Here is a 2,766-nt window from a genome sequence, read left to right on the forward strand (position 1 = left end):
CACCAGGCGCGGGTTGACGGCCAGGCACTCCTCGGGGCCGAGCCCCAGGCGTTCCATCACGCCGGGGCGCATGCCTTCGATGAGCGCGTCGGCCTCGGCCACCAGCGCCAGCACCAGCTGGCGGCCCTCTTCGGTCTTGAGATCGGCGAACACCGAGCGCTTGCCCCGGTTGAGCAGCGGACCCGTGGGCGTCTTGCCCTGGGCCTCGCGCACCACCGAGATCACATCCGCCCCCAGGTCGGCCAGGTGCATGGCACAAAACGGCCCCGGCCCCAGGCCGCCAATCTCCAGCACGCGAACGCTGTCCAGTACCTTCACGATGTCTCCTTGGTTTGTGTTGTATGGGGCCTGCAAGAACGCTGTCATGACAGGCCCGAAGCCCCGAGAACGCTCTCCACCGAACGCACCAGCGTGCGCAGGCGAGGCCCCACCTCGGTCTCCAGCTTGCCGCACAGGGGGCTGTAGACGGGCAGCGTCACCGCGAACACCCACAGTTCGCCGTCCTGCGGCTTGGACATGGCCACCGCGATCGACTCCAGCTCGCGGTGCAGGTCGCCATGGCTGCGGCAAAAGCCGTTCTCGGCCAGGTCGCGGCGCGCGTCGCCCAGCCGCTGGTCCAGCCAGTCGGCGCGCTGCGGGTCCGCGGCGTGCAGGTCGCGCAGGTAGGCTTCGCGTTCCTCATCGGGCAGGCCCAGGAGATAGGCGCGGCCCGACGCGGTGCGCGGCAGCGAGGTGTGCACGCCCACCTCGGGCCGGAAGATGGGGTTGCCCAGGCTGTTGGCCTGTTCCACAAGGCACAGCTCGCGCCGAAAACCCACCGCCAGCTGCACCTGCCCCTCGGTCAGGTCGGCCAGCGCCTGCATCTGCGGGCGCGCAATCTGCCGCAGGGCCAGGCGTGAGAGCACCGGCGACGACAGGCTGAGCAGGCCCAGGCCCGGCACGTACTTGGACAGCCGCTCCGAGTAGCGCAGCAGGCCCAGCTCGCACAGCGTGTCCGTGAGTCGGAACAGCGTGGGCTTGGGCAGGCCGGTCAGGTCCATCAGCTCCTTGGCGCTGAGCTCCTGGCACTTGTTGGAGAAGCAGCGCAATATGGAAACGCCGCGCACCAGGGCGCTGACCAATTTGCCGTCTGGATCTGCGTTCACGTTCACATCGACCTCGAAAAACCGGTGATTTTCGCTTGTTTCTCTCTCGGCGCTTCATGCCGAGTGGCGCGACCGCCAACGCAAGCACCGCGCGCAGCCTGGGCCCGCAGCAGCCAGAAGGGGCCCGCCCCGCAGCGAGGACTGCGCCCTCCTTCCCGCAGCGCGCAGCGATGCGAGTGAAGGGGGAAGGCGCACTGCGCCCCAGGGGGATGGCTCACTTCAAGCCTGCGGCCACTGGAAGGGCATGGGCCGCTTTTCCAGGAAGCAGCGCACCGCCTCGCGGTGCTCGGGCGTGCCCATCGCCAGGGCCTGGGCGTTGGCCTCCTGTTCCAGCAGCGATGGCAGATCACTGGCGGCCAGTGCGAGCGAGCGCTTGATCAGGCTCAGCGCCACGGGCGAGGCTCCCACAAAGCTGCGCGCGATGGCCTGGGCACGTGCCTGCAGCGCATCGGGCTCGGCCAGTTCGGTGGCAATGCCCAGCCGCAGTGCTTCCTCGGCCGAGACCTCGCGGCCCGACAGCATCAGCTCGCGCGCCCGCTGCACCCCCACCACGCGCGGCAGGGTGTAGAACGCCGCGCAGTCCGGCACCACGCCCACACGGATGAACGACATGGCAAAGCGCGCACGGGTGCTGGCGATGATGAAGTCCGCCGCCAGCGCCAGGCTGAAGCCCGCGCCATAGGCCGCGCCGTCCACGGCGGCGACCACCGGCTTGTCCAGCAGCATCAGGTCCTTGAGCCAGTCGTGCAGGCTGGTCAGGCGCTGGCGCCAGCCGCCGTTGTCCAGCCCGCTGGCGGCGATGTTGCCCAGGTCGCCGCCCGAGCAGAAATGAACGCCCGCGCCCGTGAGCACCAGCGCGCGGATGGCCGGGTCGGCCTGCACCTGGCGCACCACCGCGGCCATCTCCCCGCGCATGGCGGGGTCGAAGGCGTTGCGCTTGTCGGGGTTGCTCAAGGTCAGCGTGGCCACGCCGTCCTGCACCTCGAAAACGATGCGTTCGTAGGCCGGGTTCATGCCGCGCTCCGCGGCACGTACGACGCGCGCATGTCGCGCCCGCCGCGCAACGACGAGCCTCCGTCCACGGGAATCACCGCGCCCGTCACGTAACCGGCCTGCGGCGACGACAGGAACAGTGCCATGTGGGCAATGTCGTCCAGCGTGCCCATGCGCTGCAGCGGCACGGTGGCGACCGCGTTGGCCAATGCCTCGGGCGTGGGCGCCAGGCGGCGCATGCCCTCCGTGTCGCCGATCGGACCGGGCGCGATGGCGTTCACGCGCACGCCCACTTCGCCCCATTCCATGGCCAGCACGCGCGTCATCATGTCGATGCCGGCCTTGGCCGCACAGGCGTGCACCTGGAACATGGTGGGGTTGATGCCTTGCGGCGCCGAGATATTGATGACGCTGGCACCCGGCTTCTTGAGCATCGGATAGGCCAGGCGCAGCACGTGGAAAGTGCCGTTCAGGTCGATGTCGATCACGGTCTTGAAACCGTTGGGTGACAAATCGGCCGCGGGCGCGATGAAGTTACCCGCCGCGCCGGAGACCAGCACGTCAATCTCGCCGAACTGCGCATGCGCCTGGCGCAGCGCGGCGTCCACCGCAGCGGGGTCGCGCACGT

At 69.5% G+C, this 2,766-nt stretch carries 4 protein-coding genes; all 4 read right to left on the bottom strand.

Translation table 11 applies throughout. The features are described from left to right. Nucleotides 1–318 (bottom strand): CoA transferase (locus ACDELDRAFT_RS21025; RefSeq protein ID WP_198403276.1); only part of this gene is annotated, 318 nt, incomplete at its 3' end. Nucleotides 319–362: 44 nt separating this feature from the next. After that, nucleotides 363–1,151, bottom strand: coding sequence for an IclR family transcriptional regulator (locus ACDELDRAFT_RS21030; protein ID WP_005800172.1), 789 nt, complete (start codon nt 1,149–1,151; stop codon nt 363–365). A gap of 213 nt (nt 1,152–1,364) precedes the next feature. Continuing rightward, entirely contained in the window at nt 1,365–2,159 is a 795-nt protein-coding gene (locus ACDELDRAFT_RS21035) for an enoyl-CoA hydratase/isomerase family protein (RefSeq protein ID WP_005800173.1), read from the bottom strand. Further along, on the bottom strand, nt 2,156–2,766 hold a 611-nt coding region (locus ACDELDRAFT_RS21040; RefSeq protein WP_040330324.1), incomplete at its 5' end, for an SDR family oxidoreductase. The genes ACDELDRAFT_RS21040 and ACDELDRAFT_RS21035, both read right to left, overlap by 4 nt.

This window comes from Acidovorax delafieldii 2AN (assembly GCF_000175235.1).
Taxonomy (GTDB): Bacteria; Pseudomonadota; Gammaproteobacteria; order Burkholderiales; family Burkholderiaceae_C; genus Acidovorax; species Acidovorax delafieldii_B.

Coding starts and splice junctions, on each gene's coding strand:
- ACDELDRAFT_RS21035 (WP_005800173.1), bottom strand. CDS start 2,159: ATGAACCCGGCCTACGAACGCATCGTTTTCGAGGTGCAGGACGGCGTG.